Below are 16,485 nucleotides of genomic sequence, written 5' to 3' on the forward strand. Positions count from 1 at the left end.
TGAGGGCAATAACGCCAACCACCAACTTCCGGTTTGCAGGTGAACGGTAACTCCCCGTAACGCCGTGTAACGCGGCCCGGCGCCGGGTACTGCGTCAATTTGTCGCAGCACCGCCAGGAGCGCCTTCATTACCATGGCGCCTTGACCAAGCTCGGTGACCGCCGGTCGCCCATTCGTCCCAGCCCGTGCGCATCCTTCCGTTTCTCGCCCTGCTGTTCCTGCTGGGCGCCTGCCAGCCCGCCACCGAATCCCGGGGTACGGGCGCGCCCGTCGAATTTCATCTGCAGACTGCCGCCGGCCCCCTCGACGGCCCCGCCGCCGACGCCCAGGTGCGCCTGCTTTTCTTCGGCTACACCAACTGTCCCGATCTTTCGCCCACGGCCCTGGCCACCGGCGCCCAGGCCCTCAACGGCCTGACCCCGGCGGAACGGGAGCGGGTGCGCCTGGTCCTGGTGACGGTGGACCCGGAGCGGGACACGCCCGCCGCCCTGCAAGGCTATACGGCCTTCTTCCACCCCCTGCTGGTGGGGGCCAGCGCCACGCCGGAGCAGACCATCGCCCTGGCCAAGGCGCTCGGCACCGGCTTCGAAAAGCAGGCGCCACGCCCCGACGGCAGCTACTTCGTGGACCACAGCGGCAGCAGCTACCTGCTCGACGGCAGCGGCCGCCTGGCCGCCACCCTGCCCGCCGGCGCCTCGCCCCAGGAGATGGTGGCCGCCATCCGGAGCCTGTTGTGACGCGGCGCCCCTCGGCCCGCTTCGGCGCCTTCCTGGCCGTGCTGCTGTTGCTGTTCCTGGCCATGCTGGCCGACGCCCGCCGCCTGGCGCCGCCGCGGCAGCAGGAGCAGGCCGCACGGGCCGCCCTGGTGCAGCAGCTGGGCCTGAGCGACCTGGCCCTGTTCACCGAGGCCCGCTACACCCGGCACCTGTCCCTGGCCGATCTCCATTCGCCGTTCCAGGACCATCCCCTGGCCCTGGACCACTTCCCCTCCGGCTCCGTCGTGCCGCCGCCCCCCGCCCGTCTGCCCCACTATGCGCCCCTGGATCGAGAAACAACGCTACCTGATTGACTACACCCTGGCCGCCCTGGCCCGGCGCAAGGCCCGCAACCTGGGCCTGCTGGCGGTCTATGCCCTGCTGGTCTTCATGCTGGCCTCGGTCTCCCTCTTCGGCCAGGCCCTGCGCCAGGAAGCGGCGGCGGTGCTGGCCGACTCGCCGGAGGTGATCCTGCAGCGCCTGGTGGCGGGGCGCCACGACCTGATCCCGCCGGGCTACCTGGAGAAGATCGGCCGCATCCGCGGCGTGCAGCACCAGCAGGGGCGCCTGTGGGGCTACTACTACGATCCGGTGAGCAAGGCCAACTACACCCTGCTGGTGCCGGCCGCTGAGGCGCCGGCACCAGGCCATCTGCGCCTGGGCGCCACCCTGGCCCGGGAGCGGGGCCTGCAGGCGGGCCAGCCCCTGTCCCTGCGCTCCTACGGCGGCAAGCTGTTCACCTTCACCGTGGACGAGGTGCTGCCGGCCAGCAGCGAACTCATCAGCGCCGACCTGGTGCTGCTCGGCGAGGCCGATTTCCGCGCCTTCTTCGACTACCCGGCCGGCCATTACACGGACATCGCCCTGTCGGTGGCCAATCCCCAGGAGGTGCGCAACGTGGCGGCCAAGCTCGGCGCCGCCCTGCCCGACGCCCGCCCCATCCTGCGCGAGGAGATGCGCCGCACCTACGCCAGCCTGCTGGACTGGCGCGAGGGCATCGTCCTCGCCCTGCTGGCGGCGGCCCTGCTGGCCTTTGCCATCCTGGCCTGGGAGAAGGCGTCCGGCCTTTCCGCCGACGAGCGGCGGGAGATCGGCATCCTCAAGGCCATCGGCTGGGAGACCGGGGACGTGCTGCGCATGAAGCTGTGGGAAGGCCTGCTGATTTCCTTCAGCGCCTTCCTCCTCGGCCTGGTGGGGGCCTATGTCCATGTCTTCCACTTTGGCGCCCGCCTCTTCGAGCCGGTGCTGAAGGGCTGGGCGGTGCTTTATCCCCGCTTCACCCTGGTGCCCCAGCTGGACGGCCTGCAGCTGTTCACCCTCTTCTTCTTCACCGTGGTGCCCTACACCGCCGCCGTGCTGGTGCCCATCTGGCGCGCCGCCATCATCGATCCCGACGCGGCCATGCGCGGCTGACCGGGGGACCTGCCATGATCCAGCTCACCGACATCCACAAGGCCTTCAACCAGGGCCAGCACAACGAATACTGGGCCCTCTCCGGCATCGACCTGGAGCTTGAGGCCCGGCGCGTCACCGCCTTCCAGGGCCCCAGCGGCTCGGGCAAGACCAGCCTGCTGACCATCGTCGGCTGCCTGGCCCGCCCCACCCGGGGCCGGGTGCGCCTGCACGGGGAGGACATTTCCGGCCTGCCGGAACGCTTCCTCACGGAAATCCGCCGCCGCACCTTCGGCTTCGTCTTCCAGCAGTTCAACCTGATCCGTGGCCTCTCGGCCCTGGACAACGTGATGCTGCCGGCCTACCCGGAGGGCAAGCCCCACGCCGAACTGCTGCAGCGGGCCGAGACCCTGTTGGCGCGCCTGCAGCTGGGCCACCGCCGCCATGCCCGGGTGGAGTGGCTGTCCGGCGGCGAGCAGCAGCGGGTGGCCATCGCCCGGGCCCTGATCAATGACCCCGAAGTCATCATCGCCGACGAGCCCACGGCCAATCTGGACACCACCCTGTCCAAGCAGTTTCTCGCCATCCTGGAGGAGCTCAGCGGCGAGGGCCGCACGGTGCTGCTGACCAGCCATGATCCCCTGGTGATCAAGTCCAGCGCGGTGCACCGGGTGGTGGGCCTGCGCGACGGCCGCCTCTGCGGGGATTGAGCCATGCTCTTCCAGCCCTCGGTCATCGCCCTGCTCCTGGCGGCCACCCTGTCCCTGGTGATGGTGGCCGCCGCCGCCCCCTTCGCCTGGCAGATCCTGCGTCACTGGGACCTGGGCAGCGGCAGCGAACTGCAGCTGCAGCTGGAGCGGCGCACCTATCTCTTCTCCACCCTGGCCGCCTTCGTCTGCGCCAGCCAGCTGCTGGCCCTGCTGCTCTTCGTATTCACCGCCGACCGGCTCTCCGCCATGTTCGTCGGCGCCATGTGCGCCGTCGGCGCCCTCAATGCTGATGCCTGGGGCTTTCCCGCCCTGCTGCTGCAGGTGGCCCTGTTCTTCCTCGCCGCCCTGTGGCTGGTGCTGAACCACGTGGACACCCGGGCCCGCAACTACCCCCTGGTGCGCCTCAAGTACGCCCTGCTGCTGGGCCTGACACCCCTGCTGGCCCTCTCGGCCTGGCTGCAATGGTCCTATTTCCGAGGCCTCAAGGCAGACATCATCACCTCCTGCTGCGGCAGCCTCTTCTCCGGCGACAGCAACCATGGCGTCGCCGGGGAAATGGCGGGACTGGCGCCCCTGCCGGCCATGCTGTGGTTCTACGGCAGCCTTGGCCTGGCCGCCCTGCTCACCGCTTGGCACGCCTGGAGCGGCCGCCTCGGCCTCCTGGCCGGGCTCAGCAGCGGCGCCGCCTTCGTCGGCGGCATCGGCGGCATCGTTTCCTTCCTCTCGCTCTACCTCTACGAGCACCCCCACCACCACTGCCCCTTCTGCATCCTCAAGCCCGAGTACGACTACCAGGGCTACGCCCTCTACCTGCCCCTGTTCGCCGCCACGGCGGCCGGCATGGGCAGCGGCGTGCTGCAGCTGGTGCGCCGGGTGCGGGGCCTGGAGCAGATCGCCCCGGCCGCCTCGCGCCGTCTGGCGACGGTGGCGGCCTGGGGCTTCGGCCTGCTGCTGTGCCTGGCTGCCGGCATGATGGCCGGCTCCCGGCTGGTGCTGTTACAACCCTGAACGGCGCGCTTCAGCTGGCGGCGCCGTCCTTCTTGCGACGCAGCCGCTCCTGGTCGTTGCGGTAGCGGCGGCCCAGCTGCTCCGCCTTCTCCGCCATGGATGCAGCCAGGGCCTCGTCGAAAGTGGCCAGCTCGCCGCCCTGCTCCTGGCGCACCCGCTGGGCCGCCACCGGATCGGCAAAGACGTACTTGCTGCGCCGGGTCATGGTGCCCGGCAGGCGACTGCCCAGCAGATAGGTGGCGGCGGCGACATCCACCAGGGGCTTGGGCTCGCCCTCGGCGCCAAAATCGGGCCCGTAGATGGCTTTGAAGCCCCGCCGCCGCTCCCGCAGCATCATCTCGGCCGTGCATTCCAGGGAACAGGTGCCGTCCACGTGATCGTCGGCGTAATGGGTCAGGTGACGGGCGTAATGGAAGCGACGCCGGTCCATGTTGCAGACGACGCAGCGGGGATACTTCTCCAGCTCGTTATCCAGGGGTACCGGGTCGGCGACGGGCTCGGCACCGCGTCCGGAAGTGGGCTCGGCCGCCTCGACCTGCCCCACCACCGTCAGCGCCAGCAGGCCTTTGAAAAGGGTACGGCGATCCATATTTTCTCCTTCCAATGAAAAGGCCGGACATGCGGTCCGGCCGGGAGTCCGTGATCAGTAGCTGGCCTGGAAGGTCAGCATGAAGTTGCGGGGATCGCCGTAACCGTTATAGGAGTTGACCGAGCGCACGCCACTGGTGTGATAGACCCGGTCGAACAGGTTGTAGGCATTCAGACTCAAGGCATAGCTCTTGTTGAAGCGGTAGCCGATGGCCGCATTGACCACGGCATAGCCGCCCTGGGCCATGGTGTCCAGGGTGCCGTTGCCCTTGTAGCGGCTGCTGCCAACTAGGCCGGCCCCCACAGTCCAGCCGGCACCGGCATCGTCGGCAAAGCGATAATTGGCCCATAGCTTGAGCGTATGGCGGGGATACCAGTTGCTGATCGGTTTGCCAGTGTTTGTCGTATCCTTTAGATACTTTGTTTGCAAATTGGTATACCCGGCGGTCAGATCAAGCCCCTGGGCTACCTTACCGGTTACCTCAGTCTCCCAGCCTTTGCTTTCCACCTCTCCGGCTGCGAGATAGAAGTTGGGATGATCGGGGTCTGCAAAAGAGCGATTGACGTCACGAATTTGGAAGACGGCTAGGTTGGCATTGACCTTGCCATCCATGAATTCACCTTTGGCTCCAATCTCTTGCTGTTTGCCAACGCGCGGTTCCAGTGTAGAGCCGTCATAGCGTTTGGCGGTCTGAGGCATAAAAATGTCTGAGTAACTGGCATAGACCGAGGACTGTGCAGTTACGTCGTAAATAACGGCCCCATAAGGCGTGAACTCATTGTTGGTCTTGCCTTGCTGACCCCAAGGCGTTGCTGCCGATGGAGCCACACTGCGACTTTTATCGGCGTAATCGGTGTAGCGGCCACCCAGGATCAGGGTCAAGGGATCTGCCAAACTCAAGCGAAGCTGGCCGTAGGTCCCGTGCTGGTAGGAAATACTCTCCCCGCCTTTACTGTAGGTAACCGTGGGCTCCGGAATGGAGTTGGGATTGAAGATGGAAACCCCGGTGACATCACTCGCGTTGCCACTAGCGTAGCTCGTACGGAACCGGTCAAAGTTGACCCCAACCAATGCTTGATGACGACGACCCATCAACTCAAATGGTCCTGCTAGGAAAGCATCAAAACCATCTCTATAGTAATCGTAGTTGGCTTGGCGACGAGCGTACTTTGCCGTATCTGTAATGGGATTTACGCCTCCATTCACATAGCTGTCTTTAAAGAAGTAGCTTTGTTTGCGTTGATAAGCCGAGGCTTTTGCAGTCCACTGATTATCCAGACGGTGTTCTAAGGCAAGAGCTATTTCTTCTGTATGCCAAGTGCTCCGATTCCAGTCCGGCAACACGTTAGTGGAGCGGGGTACGTTCAGGTATTGCCCGTTGTTGTATGCAGGCAGGCCGGAAGTAGACACGTGAGTTTCTGAATCCTGGACCGTCAAAAACATGGACAGGGTCGTGACCGAACTAAGGTCTATGTCCAGGTTTCCATAGAACAGGTCCTTGCTATCCTTGGTTCGAGCATAAAAAAAATCCCGATCCTGTTGAGAGACAACCAAGCGTCCCCGGATACGCTTTTCAGCATCCAAAGGCCCAGTGATATCGGCCTCAGCACGTCGGTTATTCCAGCTGCCTATCGATACTTTGAAATCGCTTTTGGCCGTTGTTTGACCACGTTTTCGCACCATATTGACCGCCCCTGACGGGTTGTCAGAGCCCTGCAGAAGTCCAGCAGGGCCCCGTAGCACTTCCACACGGTCATAGATGGGCAAGTCAAATTGTTGGTAGCCCCCAAGACCGGCTGCTGCGGGAATCCCGTCGTACATCACCCCCAGAGAGTAACCACGCACACGGTAGTCGCTTTGGGTGGTGTCATTGGGAATATACGTAACACCTGTTGCCTGTATCAGGGCATCTTTCAAGTTCACCATGCCCTGGTCGTCCATCTGCTGGCGCGTCACCACCGACACGGAATGGGGAATCTCTCGCATGGTCAGGGGAATTTTGCCGGCCACGGTGGCCGCTGCGGCTGCATAGGTGCCGCTACCCTCGCTCTGGGCGCTGGGCCGCGGTGCGCGCACGACCACTTCGGGCAGGGTCTGGCTGTTGCGCGGACGCCGCTGGATCACGTAGCTCCCCGGGGCGGTGCTGTGGAAGACGAAGTCCGTGTCCTGCAGCAGCTTCTGCAGCGCCGCTTCCGGCGTCAGGCTGCCCTGCAGTCCCCGGCTAGGGGCGCTCTGCAGTTCCGCCGCGTCGAACAGGATCTGGATGCCCGTCTGCCCGGCCAGACCCTGCAGGGCCTCGGCCAGGGGCTGGGGCGCCAGGTCCAGCGTACGCGCCCCCTGGGCCCATGAGTTCCCCGCCACGGCTGCCGTCACCAGCGCCACCATCCCCATCATTTTTTTCATTGCTCGCCTTTCACTCACTGAGACTCCGGCTGTTTGCCGGCATGGGGAGTGAGACGTTGGAGCAATGAAAACCCTGACACGGGTGGGCAAAAGTATTTACTCGACACCGCCTCGGCGCAGCAGATAGGTGCGGTCCCGGCCCTCTTCCCGGGCCAGGGGATAGAGCAGCAGCAGGGCGTCGAGCAGGCCCTCCCGGTCCGCCATGCGGAAGCTGCCGCTGATGCGCAGTTCCGCCAGGGACGGGTCCTGCAGCAGCACCGGACGCTCGTGCTGGCGATTGACCTGCGCCAGGGCCTGGGCCAGGGGCGTGGCCTGGAAAATCCAGCGGCCTTCGAGCCAGGGCGCCACCTGCCCCGGGGCCACCGGCTGCACTGCGCTGCTGCCCTGGGGCCCGTGCTGCCATTGCTGGCCGCCCCCGATGGACACGGGGACGGCGCCGAGATGGGCTTCCACCCGGCCTTCCAGCACCCGCACCGCGAGGGACTGGCGCTCCAGGCTGACGGCGAAGGTGGTGCCGATGTCCCGCAGGGTGGCGGCGCCGGCCTGGACCGAGAAGGGCCGGGCATCGGCGGCGACGACGAAGCGGGCCTCGCCCCGCTCCAGGAACAGGCGGCGCTGGTGCTGCGAATACTGGATGCGCAGGACGGTGTCGGCGTTGAGGTCGAGCCGGCTGCCGTCCGCCAGCAGTTCGCTGCGCCTTTCGCCCACCGCGGTCTGCAGGCACTCCTGGCGGTCCATGGCCGGCAGGCCAAGCAGGGCGCCGCAACAGGCGAGGCCGGCCAGCCCGGCGGCCAGGGACTGGCGCCGGCTGCGACGGCGGGGCTTGAGGCCGTCGAGCTGGCGCCACAGTTCCTGGAAGCGGGCGTACTCCCGGGAATGGCGGGGGTCGGCGGCCAGCCAGGCCTCGAAGCGGCGCTGCTCGGCAGCGGAGCATTCCGGCCGCTGCAGGCGCAGCAGCCAGCCCGCCGCCTGCTCCAGCACCGCCGGCAGGGGCTGGTCTTCAGGGGGCGTGCCGCAGGCGGACATGGTCAGTGCAGGCACAGGCGCAGCTGCACCAGGGCCCGGATCAGGTGTTTTTCGATGGCATTGACGCTGATGCCGTATTCCTGTGCCAGGTCGGCCTGGCGGCAGCCGTCGAATTTGTGGCGCAGGAACACCTCGCGGCAGCGGGGCGGCAGCTGTTCCACCGCCGCCGCCAGGCGGGCCAGGGTCTGCCTGGCGCTGGCCACCTGCTCCGGACCGGGGCGGGGGCAGGCCTGTTCGGCGCAGTCTTCCAGGGGCAGGATTTCCCGGGGACGGCCGGCCTGGGCCCGGTAGTGGTCCACCGCCAGGTTGGCGGCGATGCGATAGAGGAAGGCCCGGGGATTGCGGATGGCGTCCTTGCCGTCGCTCAGCATCATGCGCAGGAAGGTTTCCTGGGCCAGTTCCCGGGCGACTTCCCGGCAGGCCACCCGCTGGGCCAGGTAATGGCGCAGTTCGGCGACGTGCTGCAGGTAGAGATGGGCGAGCGCTTCACCACCGAGCATGGGTGGCTATCCATTAGGGCATAGAAAGAAGATCGCCATGCTAGAGCACGCCCCGCCCCGCACAAATGCGACATAGGGTCGCACTGCCGCCCGCAGAGCCAGGCAGGGCGCGGCAATTTGCCGCACTCCGGCACTTTCGCCAACGCTTATATTCGGGGTCTGTTTTTCAGCAAGGGAGATAAGAAATGGATCGTCGCCAACTATTGAAGCTGTCCCTGGCCGCCGGCGCCGGGCTCGCCGCCACCACCGGCTCCGCCCAGGCCGCTGCCTGCGACACGGACCGCACGCCCCAGCAGTTCATTCCCAAGACCGGGGCCGATGCCAATCCGCTGGACAAGGAATTCGAGAAGTATCCCAAGTGTCCCTACTGCGGCATGGACCGCAAGGAACACCACAAGGCCCGCATGCTGGTGCAGTACAGCGACGACCTGGCTGACGGCGTCTGCTCCATCCACTGTCTGAGCCTCAGCCTGGGCCTCAACATCGACCGGGAACCGAAGCAGATCTGGGGCCCCGACTATGGCTCCGCCGCCGAACCCCGGCCCCTGGTGCCGGTGGACAACCTGGTCTATCTCATCGGCGCCGACCTCAAGCACGCCATGACTAAGCGCAGCAAGCATTCCTTCGCCACCCCCAGCGTGGCCAAGGAATTCCAGGCCAAGTACGGCGGCAGCCTGGGCAACTTCAACGATGCCCTGCGCGAAGCCTATCTGGACATGGCTGGCGACGTGGCCATGATCCGCAGGAACCGGGAAGAACGCCGGCGCAAGGCCGCCCAGGCCAAGGGCTGAGATGGGACGCCGCCTCCTGGCGGCCTGGCTGCTCTGCGCCTGGATGGGTATCCAGGCCGCAGCGGCAGCCGCCGCGCCGCCCGCCAAGCCCGGTCCCCGGGACACCTGCCCGGTCTGCGGCATGCTGGTTTCCAAGTATCCCAACTGGGTCGCCGTGGTGCAGTGGAAGGACGGCCATGTGCATTTCTTCGACGGCGCCAAGGACATGTTTAAGTTCCTCCAGGACCTGCCCAAATACGCCCCGGGCCACCGCCCCGGCGACATCGAGGCCATCCTGGTGACCGACTTCTACAACCTGCGCCGCGTTGACGCACGCAAGGCCCTATTCGTCCTCGGCTCCGACGTGCTCGGTCCCATGGGTCACGAACTGGTGCCCCAGGCCGACCGGCTGGATGCGGAAGAATTTCTCAAGGACCACAAGGGCAAGCGCATCGTGGACTTCGGCCAGGTGACCCCGGCCCTGATCCGCCAACTGGACGCCGACTGAAACCGGCCGGACTCAGGGGGCGGCGCGCCGTCCCCTGACCACGCTGCCCACCATGGTCAGCACGAACAGCAGCAGGGCCAGGCCGTTGCCGGCGCCGCCCCAGGGCCGCAGCCCCGATTCGGGCAGCAGGTCGCCCAGCAGGCGCAGGGCCAGGCTGCCGTGCAGCACCAGCAGGGGCCCGTAGAACACCGGGTGGTAGGGAATCTGCACCCGGGCCACGGCGGGGAAGATGATCGGCGCGTGGCCGAACACCATGGAAAAGACAAAGCCCACCAGCAGAGCATGCAGGGCTGCGTCGTAGTGGGGCCCGCTGCCGCTGAGGGCGCCGCCGCCGAGCAGCAGGCCGCCGCCCAGGGCCAGCCAGAAATATCCCAACAACAGACACACCGCGATGAAGCGGGTCAGACCCTGCTGCTTCACCGTGCGTCGGGCAATGTCCTGTTTCAACAGCCACAGAGCCAGGGCCAGCAGGCCGAGCCCGGCCAGGGCCGTGCCTGCGTCCGGCAGCAGGGGCGTCAGCAGCGCCCCCAGCAGCACCAGGGCCATGAACAGGGCGAAGAAGCGCTGCGCCAGGGGCGATGGCGGCAGGAAGCGGGAAAGCTCCAGGCGCTCGCCGGCGATGGTCAGGGCCAGGAAGGCGACCCAGGCGATCACCACCCGGGGCACCGGGAAGCCGGCCAGCCACAGGCCGTTGCCCAGCAGCCAGGAAGCGGCGCCCAGGGCCAGGGTCAGGTTGTGCAGGGCGGGCTGCTGCCGCCACACCCGCAGGGAGGCCAGCAGCAGGATGGCGGCAGCGCCGCAGGCCAGGCCGCCGGCCACCGCCGGCGGCGCGCCGAGCAGCAGGGCCAGGCCGGCAGCGCCGGCCAGGGCCGGCCCCAGGTAGGCCCAGCCGGTGGCCAGGGCCACCGCCCGTTCCAGGGCGATGACGGTGCCGAAGAAGGCGCTGACCATGAGGGGGCCGTGGAAGGCGGCGCCCTGGGCCGCCAGGGAGGCGGGCAGGGGAAAGGCCCAGCCCAGGCGCCACAGGCCGCCGCCGACGCCGACCAGGAGGGCGGCCATGGCCAGCAGCAGCAGGGGCAGGCGTTGCAGGGGACGCAGGCCGCCCCGGTGGGGGGCGTTCATGGCTACTCGCCCCAGCCCAGGGTGTCCTTGGCCTTGGGGCTCATCAGGGCCGGCGACCAGGGCGGCTCCCACACTAGTTGCAGGTCCAGGTCGTAGGGTTCCGGCACCAGGGGCTCTAGGGCCGCCCGGGCCTCGTCCATGACCAGGTCGCCCATGGGGCAGGCCGGGCTGGTCATGGTCAGGCGCACCACGACGCCGTTGTCGCCGATGTCGATGCCGTAGACCAGGCCCAGGTCCACGATATTCACCCCGACCTCCGGATCCACCACCTGGCGCAGGACGGTGCGCAGGGCTTCTTCAGTCGGCAGGGACATGGTCATTCTCCTAGGTAGGCGGCTTTGACGCGGGGGTTGTCGAGCAGGGTGCCGGCCGCATCGGTGAGGGTGATGTCGCCGGACTCCATGACGTAGCCGCGGCGGCTCACCTGCAGGGCCAGGCGGGCGTTCTGCTCCACCAGCAGGATGGTCATGCCCTGGCTGGCCACCTCTTGTACCACCTCGAAAACCTTCTGCACCATGATCGGTGCTAAACCCATGGAAGGTTCGTCCAGCAACAGCAGCCTGGGCCGGCTCATCAGGGCCCGGCCCATGGCCAGCATCTGCTGCTCGCCGCCGGAGAGGGTGCCGGCCAGCTGGCCGTGGCGCTCCTTGAGGCGGGGCAGGAGGGCGAAGATGCGTTCCAGGTCGTCGGCGATCTCGGCCTTGTCGTGGCGGCAGTAGGCGCCCATTTCCAGGTTCTCGGTCACCGTCAGGCGGGCGAAGACGCCCCGCCCTTCTGGCACCAGGGCGATGCCCTGGCCCACCAGCTCATGGGGCGCCAGGGCCGAGATTTCGCGCCCCTGGTAACGCACGCTGCCGCCGGCGGCATCGAGCTGTCGGGCCAGGGCTTTCAGGGTGGAGGTCTTGCCGGCGCCGTTGGCGCCGATGAGGGCCACGGTTTCGCCCGGGTCCACATGGAAGGTGATGCCCTTGACGGCCTGGATGCCACCGTAGGCGATGCGCAGACCTTCGACGATGAGCAGGGGTTCAGCCATGGGCCACCTCGCTGCCGGCGGGTTGGGCTTCGGCGCCCAGATAAGCGGTAATCACGCGGGGATCCTTCTGCACCACGGCGGGCACGTCCTCACAAATCTTTTCGCCGTAATCGAGCACGGCCACCCGGTCGCACAGGCCCATCACCAGCTTCACGTCGTGCTCGATCAGCAGCACGGTGATGCCGTCCTTGCGGATGCCTTCGATGAGGGTGCGCAGTTCGCCGGTTTCCGAGGCGTTCATGCCGGCAGCGGGTTCGTCCAGGGCCAGCAGCCTGGGCTCGGTGGCCAGGGCCCGGGCGATTTCCAGGCGGCGCTGGTCGCCGTAGGAGAGATGCTTGGCCAGGTCGTGGGCCCGGTCGGCAATGCCCACGTAGTGCAGCAGTTCCTCGGCCCGGCGCTGGATGGCCGCCTCCTCCGCCCGGGTGCCCGGAGTGCGGAAGATGGCGCCGAAGACGCCGGCCCGGGTGCGCTGGTGGCGGCCCACCATGACATTCTCCAGGGCCGTCATGTGGGCGAAGAGGCGGATGTTCTGGAAGGTGCGGGCAATGCCCCGGGCCGCCACTTTGTGGGGGGCAGAGGTGTCCAGCTCCGCTCCGGCGAAGACGATGCGCCCGCCGTTGGGCACATAGAGGCCGGTGAGGCAGTTGAAGAAGGTGGTCTTGCCGGCGCCGTTGGGGCCGATCAGGCCGTAGATCTCCCCTTTCCGGATGGTCAGGGAGACGCCGCGCAGGGCCTTGACCCCGCCGAAGTGCTTGGCCACGTCGCTGGCCTCGAGAAGGATGGGACGCTCGCTCATCACTTGCTCCCTCCCTGCAGTTCCCGCTTGCGCGTGGCCGAGGGCCACAGGCCGGCGGGGCGGTAGAGCATGACGGCGATCAGGGCCAGGCCGAAGAGCAGCATGCGCAGGCTTTCCGGGTCCACCACCACCTTGCCGAAGGCGTACTTCTGCAGGGGCACGGCGGCATGGCGGAAGGCTTCGGGCAGGATGGTCAGGAGGATGCCGCCGAGGATGACGCCGGGAATGTGGCCCATGCCTCCCAGCACTACCATGCACAGCACCATGATGGATTCCATGAGGCCGAAGGACTCGGGGCTGACGAAACCCTGGAAGCTGGCGAAGAGGCCGCCGGCGACGCCGCCGAAGGTGGCGCCCATGGAGAAGGCCAGCAGCTTGATGTTGCGCACGTTGATGCCGCAGGCCTTGGCGGCGATCTCGTCTTCCCGGATGGCGACCCAGGCGCGACCGATGCGGGAATCCTCCAGGCGGATGGTGACGAAGATGATGACCAGGGCCAGCAGCAGGAACAGGTAGTAGTAGGCGTGCAGGGAAGGCACCGTGACGCCCAGCACCGAGAGGGGCTTGGCCAGGGTGACGCCGCCGACGTGGAAGGGGTCGATGCTGGAAATGCCCTGGGGCCCGTTGGTGATGTTCACCGGCGCATTCAGGTTGTTCATGAAAATGCGGATGATCTCGCCGAAGCCCAGGGTGACGATGGCCAGGTAGTCGCCCCGCAGGCGCAGGGTCGGCGCCCCCAGCAGGGCCCCGGCACCGCCCGCCACCACGGCCCCCAGGGGCAGGATGGCCCACACCGGCCAGTGCAGGCCGAAATGGGGGCTGGCGAGGAGGGCGTAGAGATAGGCCCCCACCGCATAGAAGGCGATGTAACCCAGGTCCAGGAGGCCGGCGAAGCCCACCACGATGTTCAACCCCAGGGCCAGCATGATGTAGAGCATGGCGAAGTTGAGGATGCGCAGCCAGGCATTGCCCAGACCGGCGCCGACGAGGAAGGGCAGCACCGCCAGGACGATGCCGATGGCTGCGTAGCCGGCCCAGAGGACACGGCGGTCGTGCTTGAGGTCGTTCCAGCTCATGCCCGTTCCGCCACTTTCTCGCCCACCAGGCCGGAGGGACGGAAGACCAGCACCAGGATCAGGACGAAGAAGGCGAACACGTCCTGGTAATGGGAACCGAGGAAGCCCCCGGTGATGTCGCCGATGTAGCCGGCCCCCAGGGATTCGATGAGACCCAGGAGGATGCCGCCGATCATGGCCCCGGCCAGGTTGCCGATGCCGCCCAGCACCGCGGCGGTGAAGGCCTTGAGACCGAGAATGAAGCCCATGTAGTAGTGGGCGATGGAGTAATTGGCGCTGACCATGAGCCCGGCCACGGCGGCCAGGGCCGAGCCGATGACGAAGGTGAGGGAGATGATGTGGTTCACATTCACCCCCATCAGCTGGGCGATGGCCGGATTCTCGGCGGTGGCACGCATGGCGCGGCCCAGACGGGTGCGGTTGATGAGCAGCAGCAGGCCGGCCATCATGCCGGCGGCCACCAGGACGATGATCACCTGCAGGTCGGTGAAGGTGGCGCCCAGCACTTCGTGGGCCTCGGCCGGCAGCACGGCGGGGAAGGAATGGTAGCTGCGGCCCCAGACCATCATGGCCAGGTTCTGCAGCACGATGGAGACGCCGATGGCGGTGATCAGGGGGGCCAGCCGGGGCGCCTTGCGCAGGGGCCGGTAGGCGATCTTTTCGATGCCGTAGCCGATGGCCATGCACACCGGGGCGGCAGCCATGAGGCCGATCAGGGCGATGACCGGGCCCGGCAGGCCGGAGCCGGCCAGCAGCTTGACCACGGTAAGGGCGGTGAGGGCACCGATCATGACCACTTCGCCATGGGCGAAGTTGATGAGGCCCAGGATGCCGTACACCATGGTGTAGCCGAGGGCCACCAGGGCGTAGATGCTGCCGAGCACCAGGCCGTTGATGATTTGTTGCAGAAAAATGTCCATGGAATTCCTGTGCGGACATGCAAACGGCGCCATAGGGCGCCGTTTGCAATGGGGAGGTTGGCTAGGAGCGGCTTACTTCTTCTCGCCAGCCGCAGCGGCAGGAGCGGAGGCGGGAGCCGCGGCGGCCGGTGCAGCCGCTGCCGGCGCTTCGGCAGGAGCCGCTGCCGGCGCCGCCTCGGGAGTGCCACCCAGGGTTTCCACGTACTCGATCTTGCCGCCCTTGTACTCGTAGAAGGAAATGGCGCCGTCCTTCAGGTCGCCGAACTCGTCGAAGCCGATCTTGGCGGTGACGCCCTGGAAGCTGGTCTTGCCGATCTCCGGCAGGTACTTGGCCGGCTCCACGGAATTGGCCCGCTTCATGGCATCCACCAGGACCATGGTGGCGTCGTAGACATAGGGCGCGTAGAGCTGGATTTCGGTCTTGAACTTGCCGACGAACTTGTCCTTGAAGACGGTGCCGCCGGGCATCTTGTCCAGGGGCACGCCGGGCAGGGAGCAGTACTGGCCTTCGGCGGCGGCGCCGGCCAGGGTGATGAAGTTGGGCGTGCAGCCGCCGTCGCCGGTGAGGAACTTGGCCTTCAGCCCCAGTTCCTTCATCTGCTTGGCCATGGGGCCGCCCTGGGGATCCATGCCGCCGTAGAAGATCAGGTCCGGCTTCTTCGACTTGATCTTGGTCAGGATGGCCTTGAAGTCGGTGGCCTTGTCATTGGTGTACTCGCTGGCCACCACCTTGAGGCCGGCAGCTTCGGCGGCCTTCTTGAACTCGTCGGCCAGGCCCTGGCCGTAAGCGGTACGGTCGTCGATGATGGCAACGCTCTTGGCCGCCAGGGTCTTGGCGGCGAACTGGGCCAGGGCCTTGCCCTGCTGCTCGTCGTTGGCCATGACGCGGAAGGCGGTGGCAAAGCCCTGCTTGGTGTAGGTGGGGTTGGTGGCGGAGCCGGAAATCTGGGGAATGCCGGCATCGAAATAAATCTTGGAGGCCGGGATGGTGGTACCGGAGTTGAGGTGGCCGATGACGCCGTTAACCTTGGCGTCGACGAACTTCTGGGCCACGGTGGTGCCCTGCTTGGGGTCGGCCTGGTCGTCGTCGGAAATGAGTTCGAACTTGACCTTGGCACCGCCGATCTCCAGGCCCTTGGCGTTCAGTTCCTCGATGGCCAGGGTGGCGCCGTATTCGTTGTCCTTGCCGATGTGGGCCTGGGGGCCGGTGAGGGGAGAGGCATGGCCGATCTTGACGGTGATCTCGGGCTTGGCGGCAGGAGCTGCAGCCGGGGCGGCCTGGGGTGCGGGTTCTTCCTTGTTGCCGCAACCGATCAGGGAAATGGCGGCGGCCAGGGCCAGGATGGTGCCGGGAATGCTGTTCATGCGCATAACGGAAACTCCTCTCGGGCTTATAACGGATGACGGTGTTGGGGAAGAAGATACAGCGAATGATTCTCAGGGCGCCCCCGGCCCTTGTCAATATGCAGGATACAAGGTCGGCGCGGGGTTCCGGACGGATTGCAGACAATAAAAAAGCCAACCCGGAGGTTGGCTTTTCGTCAGCGAGACCTTAACGGCTCACTTCAGGCTCAGGACCCAGTGAGCCAGCTTCTTGGCTTCGTCCGGGGTCACGTTGTTGGGGGGCATGGGCACGGTGCCCCAGGCGCCGCTGCCGCCCTTCTGGATCTTCTCGGCCAGCTTGCCTTCGGCAGCCTTGTCGCCGGCGTACTTCTTGGCCACGTCCTTGTAGGCGGGGCCCACCACCTTGGTGGCGATCTGGTGACAGGTCATGCAGTTCTTGGCCTTGGCCAGGGCTTCGTCAGCCTGGGCAGCGCCGTTGATCAGGAGGCCAGCGGCGGCCAGCAGGGACACGTAAATCGCTTTCATGCTCTCGC

At 66.8% G+C, this 16,485-nt stretch carries 19 protein-coding genes; 7 read left to right on the forward strand and 12 right to left on the reverse strand.

Translation table 11 applies throughout. The features are described from left to right. Nucleotides 1–185 precede the first annotated feature (185 nt). The 5 genes from AC1RTA_RS00790 to AC1RTA_RS00810 are packed head-to-tail and all read left to right on the forward strand — an operon-like array spanning nucleotide 186 to nucleotide 3,865. Complete coding sequence (locus AC1RTA_RS00790; RefSeq protein WP_492783725.1) at nucleotides 186–737, forward strand: SCO family protein; 552 nt, start codon at nucleotides 186–188, stop codon at nucleotides 735–737. Beyond that, the gene (locus AC1RTA_RS00795; RefSeq protein ID WP_014235725.1) at nucleotides 734–1,069 is read left to right on the forward strand and encodes a hypothetical protein; all 336 of its coding nucleotides are present in this window, start codon (nucleotides 734–736) and stop codon (nucleotides 1,067–1,069) included. Before AC1RTA_RS00790 ends, AC1RTA_RS00795 begins: the two co-directional genes overlap by 4 nt. Continuing rightward, on the forward strand, nucleotides 1,032–2,168 hold the full coding sequence (locus AC1RTA_RS00800) for an ABC transporter permease (RefSeq protein ID WP_492783726.1): 1,137 nt from the start codon (nucleotides 1,032–1,034) through the stop codon (nucleotides 2,166–2,168). The genes AC1RTA_RS00795 and AC1RTA_RS00800 overlap by 38 nt, the downstream gene beginning before the upstream one ends. Before the next feature lie 14 nt (nucleotides 2,169–2,182). Continuing rightward, nucleotides 2,183–2,857, forward strand: a complete 675-nt coding sequence (locus tag AC1RTA_RS00805; protein WP_014235727.1) for an ABC transporter ATP-binding protein — start codon at nucleotides 2,183–2,185, stop codon at nucleotides 2,855–2,857. 3 nt (nucleotides 2,858–2,860) lie between these two features. Continuing rightward, complete coding sequence (locus AC1RTA_RS00810; protein WP_492783727.1) at nucleotides 2,861–3,865, forward strand: hypothetical protein; 1,005 nt, start codon at nucleotides 2,861–2,863, stop codon at nucleotides 3,863–3,865. A gap of 10 nt (nucleotides 3,866–3,875) precedes the next feature. Here the strand turns inward: AC1RTA_RS00810 and AC1RTA_RS00815 are convergent, their stop codons facing one another. The 4 genes from AC1RTA_RS00815 to AC1RTA_RS00830 form a co-directional block, all read right to left on the reverse strand. Continuing rightward, nucleotides 3,876–4,454: a nitrous oxide reductase accessory protein NosL gene (locus tag AC1RTA_RS00815; protein WP_492783728.1), complete on the reverse strand. Its 579-nt coding sequence runs from the start codon at nucleotides 4,452–4,454 to the stop codon at nucleotides 3,876–3,878. Between the two features lie 54 nt (nucleotides 4,455–4,508). After that, nucleotides 4,509–6,857, reverse strand: coding sequence for a TonB-dependent siderophore receptor (locus AC1RTA_RS00820; RefSeq protein ID WP_492783729.1), 2,349 nt, complete (start codon nucleotides 6,855–6,857; stop codon nucleotides 4,509–4,511). A 96-nt stretch (nucleotides 6,858–6,953) separates the two neighbouring features. Next, a complete protein-coding gene (locus tag AC1RTA_RS00825; protein ID WP_492783730.1) occupies nucleotides 6,954–7,898 on the reverse strand; it encodes a FecR family protein in 945 nt (314 codons plus the stop codon). Next, nucleotides 7,886–8,383 carry an RNA polymerase sigma factor gene (locus AC1RTA_RS00830; RefSeq protein WP_492783731.1) on the reverse strand — a complete coding sequence of 166 codons (498 nt, stop codon included), beginning with the start codon at nucleotides 8,381–8,383 and terminating at the stop codon, nucleotides 7,886–7,888. Before AC1RTA_RS00830 ends, AC1RTA_RS00825 begins: the two co-directional genes overlap by 13 nt. 185 nt (nucleotides 8,384–8,568) lie before the next feature. On the opposite strand from AC1RTA_RS00830, the gene AC1RTA_RS00835 reads away from it, so the two are divergent. Continuing rightward, nucleotides 8,569–9,174 (forward strand): nitrous oxide reductase accessory protein NosL, encoded by a 606-nt coding sequence (locus AC1RTA_RS00835; RefSeq protein ID WP_492783732.1) that lies wholly within the window; start codon nucleotides 8,569–8,571, stop codon nucleotides 9,172–9,174. A gap of 1 nt (nucleotide 9,175) precedes the next feature. Further along, the gene (locus tag AC1RTA_RS00840; RefSeq protein WP_014235734.1) at nucleotides 9,176–9,661 is read left to right on the forward strand and encodes a nitrous oxide reductase accessory protein NosL; all 486 of its coding nucleotides are present in this window, start codon (nucleotides 9,176–9,178) and stop codon (nucleotides 9,659–9,661) included. A gap of 12 nt (nucleotides 9,662–9,673) precedes the next feature. Here AC1RTA_RS00840 and AC1RTA_RS00845 read toward each other — a convergent pair whose 3' ends face one another. From AC1RTA_RS00845 to AC1RTA_RS00880, 8 genes are all read right to left on the reverse strand, one after another. Next, a complete protein-coding gene (locus AC1RTA_RS00845) occupies nucleotides 9,674–10,783 on the reverse strand; it encodes a DUF8744 domain-containing protein (protein ID WP_492783733.1) in 1,110 nt (369 codons plus the stop codon). Between the two features lie 2 nt (nucleotides 10,784–10,785). Further along, nucleotides 10,786–11,097, reverse strand: a complete 312-nt coding sequence (locus tag AC1RTA_RS00850; RefSeq protein WP_014235736.1) for a metal-sulfur cluster assembly factor — start codon at nucleotides 11,095–11,097, stop codon at nucleotides 10,786–10,788. A 2-nt stretch (nucleotides 11,098–11,099) separates the two neighbouring features. Next, entirely contained in the window at nucleotides 11,100–11,816 is a 717-nt protein-coding gene (locus AC1RTA_RS00855; RefSeq protein ID WP_014235737.1) for an ABC transporter ATP-binding protein, read from the reverse strand. Further along, nucleotides 11,809–12,612 (reverse strand): ABC transporter ATP-binding protein, encoded by an 804-nt coding sequence (locus AC1RTA_RS00860; RefSeq protein ID WP_492783734.1) that lies wholly within the window; start codon nucleotides 12,610–12,612, stop codon nucleotides 11,809–11,811. The genes AC1RTA_RS00855 and AC1RTA_RS00860 overlap by 8 nt, the downstream gene beginning before the upstream one ends. Beyond that, complete coding sequence (locus tag AC1RTA_RS00865) at nucleotides 12,612–13,688, reverse strand: ABC transporter permease subunit (protein WP_014235739.1); 1,077 nt, start codon at nucleotides 13,686–13,688, stop codon at nucleotides 12,612–12,614. Before AC1RTA_RS00865 ends, AC1RTA_RS00860 begins: the two co-directional genes overlap by 1 nt. Continuing rightward, nucleotides 13,685–14,608 (reverse strand): branched-chain amino acid ABC transporter permease, encoded by a 924-nt coding sequence (locus AC1RTA_RS00870; RefSeq protein ID WP_014235740.1) that lies wholly within the window; start codon nucleotides 14,606–14,608, stop codon nucleotides 13,685–13,687. Before AC1RTA_RS00870 ends, AC1RTA_RS00865 begins: the two co-directional genes overlap by 4 nt. A gap of 72 nt (nucleotides 14,609–14,680) precedes the next feature. Beyond that, complete coding sequence (locus AC1RTA_RS00875; RefSeq protein WP_205229649.1) at nucleotides 14,681–15,979, reverse strand: branched-chain amino acid ABC transporter substrate-binding protein; 1,299 nt, start codon at nucleotides 15,977–15,979, stop codon at nucleotides 14,681–14,683. A 189-nt stretch (nucleotides 15,980–16,168) separates the two neighbouring features. Further along, nucleotides 16,169–16,477 (reverse strand): c-type cytochrome, encoded by a 309-nt coding sequence (locus AC1RTA_RS00880; RefSeq protein WP_014235742.1) that lies wholly within the window; start codon nucleotides 16,475–16,477, stop codon nucleotides 16,169–16,171. Between the last annotated feature and the right edge of the window lie 8 nt (nucleotides 16,478–16,485).

The organism is Azospira sp. MPR-E4 (assembly GCF_058809645.1).